Source organism: Gemmatimonadota bacterium, assembly GCA_026706345.1.
Classification (GTDB): Bacteria; JAAXHH01; JAAXHH01; order JAAXHH01; family JAAXHH01; genus JAAXHH01.
In genome coordinates, this window is the sequence record JAPOYX010000232.1 from 21637 (window position 1) to 27636 (window position 6000).

Here is a 6000-nt window from a genome sequence, read left to right on the forward strand (position 1 = left end):
AAGGTAAACCCGTCCCTTCCAATCATGCCATCCTATGCTCAGGACTACCCGGTCCGCACCACCAGCGTCCGCGCGATCAGGTCGTGAAAGGCCTGCCTGCGCTGGGTCAAGACCGCGGCGAGATAGCCCGGCCAGAGGATGGGGAGGCACTTGGGGATGGCTCTGAGCGCGGTGCGGCCGAAAGTGGGCGTGTGTCCCTCGGCGTCGGCCACCCGGATGCCGAGGATCATCTTGCCCAGGGTGGCGCCTTTGGCCGAACTCTCCATGGCCGCGTAGTAGAACCACGGCATGAGCAACTGGAACGCGCTCATCAGGTGTAAGGTTGCCGGGTCCGACAAGACGCCCGTATATTCGGCCGCCAGCGCGATCACCCAGGAAGCAGCGGTGACAAGTGCCAGGTCGATGGCGAAGGCGCCGATTCGCTGGAGGTGGCCGGCATAGTCTTCGGACAGGGAGTAGCCTGAAATGAAGGTCACGGCCGGGCGGGTCCTCCGTCGGGCGTCCTGGCCTGCGTCCAGTTGATGATTTCGTCCTCGCAGGGATAGCGGGCGGCCAGCTTTTCGTCCACGTCGATGCCTAGCCCCGGACGGTCGTTGGGATACATGTAGCCGCCGCGTACTTCGGGCGTGCCGGGGAAGATCTCGTACACCAGGTCGCCAAAGCGGCACCATTCCTGGATGCCGAAATTCGGCGCCCACAGGTCGAGGTGCAGGTTGGCGGCGTGGCCCACCGGGGAGACGTCGCCCGGCCCGTGCCACGCCGTGCGGATGCCGTACATGGCAGCCATGGCCGCGACGTTGCGGGCCGGCGTGATTCCGCCCATCTGGCTGACGTGCATGCGCAGGAAGTCAATGCGCCGTCCCTCGATCAGGGGCAGCCATTCGGCGGGATTGTTGAAGAGTTCCCCCATGGCAATGGGCGTGGTCGAGGTCTGCCGCATGCGGCGGAACCATTCGTTGTCCTCGGGGGCCAAGGCGTCTTCGAGGAAGTAGAGGTTGTAGGGTTCGAGCTGCTTCGCGAAGACGATGGCGTCGGCGGGCGTGAGCCGCTCGTGGACGTCGTGGAGCAGTTCCACCTCGTCGCCCACGGCCGTGCGCAGGTGCTCAAACATCTTGAGTGTGCGGCGCATGTAGCTCCGCGGATCGAAATAGTCGCCGGGTTTCGCGCCATCGGGCGGAGTGACCCGCGGTTTTGTGCCCCCGTATCCGCCGATCTGGCAGCGGACGTGGCGATAGTCCTGCGCCATGTACCGCTGTACGTTCTCCGCCACTTCTTCAGGTGATGCGCCATCGGCGTGGACATAGGTGTCCGCCGCCTCACGACACTTTCCGCCGAGGAGCTGGTACACGGGCATGCCCGCCCGCTTGCCCTTGATGTCCCACAGCGCCTGGTCCATGCCGGATATGGCGTTGTTCAGGACCGGTCCGTTGCGCCAGTACCCGTTCACCATGGCCGTCTGCCACAGGTCTTCGATATCGTCCACGTTCTTTCCGAGAAGGAAGAGACGCAGGTGGTGTTCGATGGCCGCGTGGACGGCCCGGAACCGCTGGGTGAAGGTCGCGCACCCCAGGCCGTACAGGCCGGGTTCCGAGGTCAGTATCTTCACGACGATCAGGCGAGCGCCGGCGGGCTGGGTCAGGATGGTCTTCACATCGGTAATGGTCACGGGCATGGTTGTTTCCTGGACAAAATGGATGCGCGGTTCACTTCGGGCTCGCGCCAGGGTCGCGTCGGCAGCGCCCCGAACGCTTCTAGAAGGCGCCCCCGAAGAAGACGGCGTTGAGGAACAGGCCGTTCGTGCCGTACCAGAAGGCCCGGAAATTGGGGTTGTCTGCAAAGAGCACGACGGCGCCGTTCCCCAGCCTCCGGGCGATCAGCGCGGCCGTGTTCGCCAGTTCGGCGTGACGCTTCGGCGAGATGTAGCCGCTTAGCAGCGGTGACGACGCGTACCGGGCCACCGTGGCCCCGGGTGTCGCCGACGGCTCGAAGAAGATCTCGTGGTTTCGGAACAGGGGCGTTACGCCGCCGTACCCGAAGGCGAGCGGATGGGTGGTGTCCAGCGCCGCCGCGAATATGGCGCCGCCGATACGCTGCGCGCCTCGCGTGGCCGAAACGTCCTCGTAGGGAATATCGAGCGTATCGGGTGAAATGGGGCTCAGGCTTTCGTCGATCACCTCCTTCTGGATGAGCCACCTGGCGGCGTTCTTCCAGGCGACGAGCGTGCCCCCGTTCCGCACCCATTCCTTGAGCCGGTTCACGTCTTCCGTCTCCAGGTCGTAGCTGCCCATGGCCATGACCAGGGTCGTATAGCGATTCAGGTCGAGCCCGGCGAATCCGTCCGCGTCGACCAGTGAGACGGGAATGCCGAACCGCTCATTCAGGAGGTGCCAGGTCTCGCCGACCTCATAGGCCCGGGTACCGGGACCGGAGAGCAGCGCGATCTCCGGTTTGACCAGTACCGGAGAGCCGGGGCCGCCCAGGTCGCCGCCCGAGGGCGTCAGGCCCGTGTCCGTGCCGTAAACGATGACGTGGTCTTCCGCCACGATCTGCTCGATCAACGCGCGCACCCGCGCGGCGGTCACAGCGGACGCGGCGTCGCGTTGGGCGACGGGGATGATGATCGTGCCCCGGTCGAAAGTCCTTTCTGTGCCGCCCGGTTCGCCCGATCCGCCCAGGACACCCGGTCCGCTTAGGCCGTCCGTGGCGAGTGTAAAGGGCTTGCGTGCCACCCGAGGCCGGATGCCCGCGTCCAGTATCCGGTAGAGCGCGCGCGGCGCGAAGTACCGGTCCCATTCCATCAGGTAGGCGTAGGATCCGTGGCCGCCGATCAGTTCGCCGCCGTCGAACGCGGCTTCGGTGATTTCCGCACCGGCCAGATCGTCGGAGTAACGGCGCAGTTCACCGCTCGGAACGCCCATGGCCAGGGGCAGGGTCCAGGCCGAGACGTCGTAGAAGAGGGAGTCCGTGAAGGTCGTGACCCGCTCCATCGAGGCCTTGATCAACCGCGTCTGCCTCTGGTCCATGGGGATGATGACTGCCTCGCCCGCGCGGAAGGTACGCCCGCCCGCTTCCACGGTCCGGGCGAGCTCATAGACCCGGATCCGGTGGCGGAGCAGCATCTGCAGGAGGGCCTGCGTGCGCGTTCTCGAATCGCCGAGATCGAGGATGTAGGCCTTGACGGGGTTTTGCCGGGCCGCTTCGGCCGCCGACGCGTAGAAATCATGCTGGTGGGTGAGCAGCTCTGTCCGCAGGGCCAGACTGCCGGCCAGGGTCGACATGGAGGTGGCGAACTGGTTCCGGATCGTGAAGGGGTAGGTCAGGACCCCGTCGTTCGTCATCCGTTCCAGCGCCCGGGACGAGGCCTGCTCGAAGAGGATGCCGATGGCGCCGTTCACGTCCGGAAAGGTGGAGCCCTTGCCGTAGAAGAAGTCGTCGAAAGTCTCCCGGGAGTAGTACAGCGAGCCGTGGCGGTCGAGCCACTCGGCATGGTGCTCCGCGAGTGCCGCCGTAAGTTCGAACGTCCGCTCCGGCGTGTTCGGGTTGTTCCGGCTCGGGATGCCGGGCTGGAAGAAATAGGTCGCGTTGCTGCCCATTTCGTGGACGTCGGTCAGCACCTGGGCGCGCCAGTGATGAAACAGGTCCACCCGGCCCTGCGAAGAAGGGTGCTGCGCCACGAGCCAGTCCCGATTCAGGTCGAACCAGTAGTGGTTGGTCCGCCCGCCCGGCCAAGGTTCCACGTGCTCCCGGTCCTGGCCGTCCCGCGTGGCGACCCGGCCCCGGTTGGCGTTGGCCCAGTTGACGAAACGGTCCCGCCCGTCCGGGTTGTAGTTGGGGTCCAGGATGATCACGGTGCGGTCCAGCAGGCCGTCCACGGCCGGTCCCGATCCCGCGGCCAGGTGGTAGAGGACCAGCATGGCCGCCTCGGGACCGCTGGCCTCGTTGCCGTGCACCCCGTAGCCCATGTGGACGACGACGGGCATGGTTTCGATCATGGCGTCGGACACCTCGCCGGGCGCGTCGGACAGCCGGTGGTTGGCCATCCGGATCTGTTCCAGCCGTGCATGGTTGGTCGGCGAGGTCACCACGGCGTGGAGCAGATGGCGTCCCTCGTAGGTGGCGCCGTGGCGGTTCACCACGACGCGGTTCGATGCTTCGGCCACGGCCCGGTAGTACGCGGCCACGAGGTGGGAACGCGTATGCGTCGCACCCACGACGTGTCCGATGACCGATTCGGGGCGGGGGATGTCCGCATCGTATGCGTCGACGCCCGGTACGCGGACCTCCATGGCGAAAGGGAGATCCTGCGCCCGGACGGTTCCGGTAACGAGGACGAGCGCAACAACCAGCAAGCACAGCGGACGGACTCGGATCATGACTTTTCCCGATCTGGATATGAACCTGGACGAATCGATATTACGGGGTAAATGTAACCGCCAAGATACAGGTGGGGTATTCCCGGATCAAGGGTAATCCGCCCGTCAGATTGCCCTTGACGCGGGCCCGGTCGACCGCGCAAATTGAGTGTCCGGCTTCCGGTTTCAACCACCTGAACATTCCTCTCGGTCGGGATCTGGTCCATACGGAGGTAGCCGTGCGCATTCTGGTGATCGGCAGCGGCCTGATGGGCCCCGCGGCGGCGTACAACGCCATGTTGGACGAAGCGGTGGAGCGCGTAACGGTCTGCGATCTCAGTGGCGACCAGCTCGATGCTTGCCGCGACACGCTGCGGGACAAGCCGGGCGCGGACAAGGTCGTGTACCGCAGGCTGGACATGGGCGACCGGGCCGAGACCATCGCGGTGATGAAGGATCACGCGGCGGGCGTGGCGGCCCTGCCCAGGGACGCGAGCATGACGGCTTTTCCCCTCGCCCTCGAAGCGGGCATGCCGTACATGGACCTCACCCGCCTGGACCTTGCCGGCATGCCCCGGGAGGATCTCGATGCCATGAGGTCGCGCTTTTCCGATTCACCGGGTTTTGTCATCCTGGGTTGCGGGCTGGAGCCGGGACTTACCGAGATCGTGTCCCGCCGCCTGGCGGAGCAGCTCGACCGGACGGATGAACTGCACATCCAGTGCGGAGGCATACCGGCGCGGCCCGAGCCGCCCCTGGGGTACAAGATCGTCTTCGGCGGCGAGCGCCTGCCCCTGCGTGAATCCACGGCCCGGATGGTGCGGGACGGACGTCTCGTGGACGTCCCCCGCTACTCCGACCCGGAACCGGTTTCCTTCAGCAGCGTGGGTGACTGCGAAGCCTGGCACGAGGGGTTCTTCCCGTGGCTCCTCGAGTTGGAAGTGCTGAAGGGCCTGCGCACCGGCACGCAGAAGACCGTCCGCTGGCCGGGGTACTCCGCTCGGGTTACCGTGCTGCGGGAACTGGGCCTGCTGAGCGAGGAACCGGTGGACGTGGACGGCGTCAGTGTGATCCCCAAGCACGTGGTGGACGCCGTGCTCTTGCCCCGGGTGAAAATGACCCCGGAGGACCGGGACATCACGACGTTCCGCGTCACCGCGATCGGCGAGAAGGACGGCCGGCCCGCCACGCGTGCGGCCGAGATGATCGATCGGTACGACGAAGAGACGGGATTTACCTCCATGGCGCGGACCACGGCCTTCACCGCGGCCATCGGCGCGCGGATGACGGCCCGGGGAGACCTGCCCCATCCCGGCCGGCCCTTTGTTACCCCCGAGCAGGCGATTTACGGGAACTGTTTCGATACGATGATCGACGAGCTCGACCGGATGGGCGTGAGGTTCAGGATAAGCGGAAGCTGAGGCGACACGGCGCGTACCGGGCCGGGAGACCTGCTGTGGGCCATGGGGCCAGTCGCGGTACGGGACGCCTGTCGCGCTATGGGATGCCTGTCTCGGTACGAAAGGCCGCGGTACGGGAGGAACTCGCGTGAATAAAATCGACGGGAAGCAACCTGCGGCACCCGGGAAGAAAACGAAGAAGAAAAAGCTGGGCCAAAAGCACTACGAGAAGGAACTTGCGCGGCTTC

At 65.8% G+C, this 6000-nt stretch carries 4 protein-coding genes; 1 reads left to right on the top strand and 3 read right to left on the bottom strand.

From position 1 onward, the window contains the following. Positions 1-44: 44 nt before the first annotated feature. From OXG98_16305 to OXG98_16315, 3 genes are all read right to left on the bottom strand, one after another. Positions 45-476, bottom strand: a complete 432-nt coding sequence (locus OXG98_16305; GenBank protein MCY3773569.1) for an RDD family protein — start codon at positions 474-476, stop codon at positions 45-47. Beyond that, a complete protein-coding gene (locus OXG98_16310) occupies positions 473-1672 on the bottom strand; it encodes a starvation-sensing protein RspA (protein MCY3773570.1) in 1200 nt (399 codons plus the stop codon). Before OXG98_16310 ends, OXG98_16305 begins: the two co-directional genes overlap by 4 nt. Before the next feature lie 79 nt (positions 1673-1751). Then, the gene (locus tag OXG98_16315) at positions 1752-4373 is read right to left on the bottom strand and encodes a M14 family zinc carboxypeptidase (GenBank protein MCY3773571.1); all 2622 of its coding nucleotides are present in this window, start codon (positions 4371-4373) and stop codon (positions 1752-1754) included. Positions 4374-4591: 218 nt separating this feature from the next. Here OXG98_16315 and OXG98_16320 point away from each other — a divergent pair, with 218 nt between their 5' ends. After that, positions 4592-5773: a hypothetical protein gene (locus OXG98_16320; GenBank protein ID MCY3773572.1), complete on the top strand. Its 1182-nt coding sequence runs from the start codon at positions 4592-4594 to the stop codon at positions 5771-5773. Positions 5774-6000 lie beyond the last annotated feature (227 nt).

Bases quoted from the DNA above. Each gene is read 5' to 3' on its own strand.
- OXG98_16310 (MCY3773570.1), bottom strand. From the start codon at position 1,672: ATGCCCGTGACCATTACCGATGTGAAGACCATCCTGACCCAGCCCGCC.
- OXG98_16315 (MCY3773571.1), bottom strand. From the start codon at position 4,373: ATGATCCGAGTCCGTCCGCTGTGCTTGCTGGTTGTTGCGCTCGTCCTC.